Source organism: Williamsia serinedens, from assembly GCF_024171725.1.
Taxonomy (GTDB): domain Bacteria; phylum Actinomycetota; class Actinomycetes; order Mycobacteriales; family Mycobacteriaceae; genus Williamsia_A; species Williamsia_A serinedens.
This window is the reverse complement of record NZ_JAMTCG010000020.1, coordinates 1-1,761: the sequence shown is the minus strand read 5'-3', so window position 1 is coordinate 1,761 and position 1,761 is coordinate 1. Positions and strand designations below refer to the sequence as shown.

Sequence of the window (1,761 nt, the reverse complement as noted above, 5' to 3'; positions counted from 1 at the left end):
ATCAAGCAGGTTGCGGTCCTCGAACCGCACAACCGGGCACACCCCGACCCCGTGCTTGCGGGACTCGATGTACTCGAAGTTCCCCGACTGGATGAAGCTCGGATCACGCCAACCCAGCGAGCTTTCCGGCAGGTTCTTCACGCCGAGGAAGTGCACCGACTGCTCGTCGTAGAACCGGATCATCGGCCCATTGACTTCAAGCGCCATGATCGGCCAGTCATCGTCCACAGGAGATTCGGTCCGCGGGTCCCACTCCATACGATCCCCGTACACGGCGGTCATCTGCCGGGGGGATACGCCGCGGATGAACACCGCCGAGTGGTCGCCCTCACGGCCGGGGTCCATTGCCGGCAGAACGGTCTCGTAAGCCACCCCATAGTGCAGGGCGGTGCGATGCACACCCGTCTGGCGGGCATCCATCTTGTTGCGCTGCCACCACTCCCACACCGAGGGTGTGTCGCCGGACTGGTCACCGGCCAGGTAGTTGTCGACCTTCAAGCCCTGCGAGAAAATGTCCAGCACGAGTGGCAGCAGGTTGGTCTGCGACTTGCGCGCCAAACCGGCGATCGCCGCGTACGGCGAGTTCGACGCGTCGCCGGAGGTGACGCCCTTCAACTCGAGCTGCGACAGCGCGTACGAGTCCGTCCACGGGCGCACCGCCAGCGCGAGCGCATCCAACCGCTCCGACTCGTAGGCGCGGGGACCGGCAAGCATTTCCCGTACTGCGTCGAGGGCCTGCTGTCGGTTCACTCAGGCCCCCTTCACAGGAAAAATGCTTCCCCAGTGGTCTGTTGGTCGGTGCTGAGCGCGGCGATCAACGCCAGCGTCACGGACACGATCGGATGGATGGGTGTGTTGGCGTCCCCGCGGTCCCACGCCCACCCGCCGGCGTCACGGATAGGTCGCTTCTTGGCGCTCATCAAGGCTGTGGTGACGGCGTCCTGGTTGGCGTGGGTGATCGTCTCGAAGCGGGTTCGGGACTCCAGCTGCTCACACCCGCGCGCCATGTACGTGGCACTCGACGACACCACATGCACCCCGCGGGCCTTCAGCGGGGCAATGAGAGCCGCCGCGGGGCCGATGCTGTCGATGTACACCGGCGCCCCACCGGCCCGCTCAACGAGCCAATGAACGCATTTGGCGATGTCGACACCCGCCCACACCTCTTCAACATGGGCGCTGTCGTCTGCATCGACCCAAGCAGCCCCGACCGAGATCTCACGGGCGTGGGACATGTCCACCCCGAAACCGTTCGGCGGCTCGTCTGAATCCGGCCCCTCAGCGGCAAGGTCGGCCCACACACTGAGCGGGACAACAGTCGCGTGCTGCCTACTCGGCCAGATGCCCATTGCCTCACGGCGCCACGACTCGACATCCGGGATGTTCTCCCGCATCCGCAGCATCGCCTCCAACGGCGTGCGATGCGGATACGACGGGTTGAAACTCGAGAACATCGACTGGTCGTCGGGGTCGGTCTCCGGGTCCGCCGAGATCTCGCAATACACCTGGTCGGTCGTCAAACCGTCCAAAGCTTTCTTGCGTTTCGCGGTGAACGCCTCGCCGTCATCCGTCGGCCGAGGTGGTGTGCCGAGGAAGAACACCAACCCGCCGTGCGGATGTTTCGCCGCGTTCGTCGCCGGCACCATGTCCTCGAGAGCCTTGATCCCCAGGATTTGTGCCTCGTCGAACACTTCCCAGTCGATCGCATCCATGCCGCGGCCAAAACCCTGCTCACGGGCACCGAACATGATGATCGAGCCG

At 64.8% G+C, this 1,761-nt stretch carries 1 protein-coding gene and 1 pseudogene; both read right to left on the bottom strand.

The features are described 5' to 3' along the window. The coding region (locus tag LX12_RS21660) for a phage portal protein (protein ID WP_253656692.1) at nucleotides 1–750 on the bottom strand (750 nt) is incomplete at its 3' end. Between the two features lie 11 nt (nucleotides 751–761). Continuing rightward, nucleotides 762–1,761 (bottom strand): annotated as a pseudogene (locus LX12_RS21655) (terminase); the annotation flags it as partial.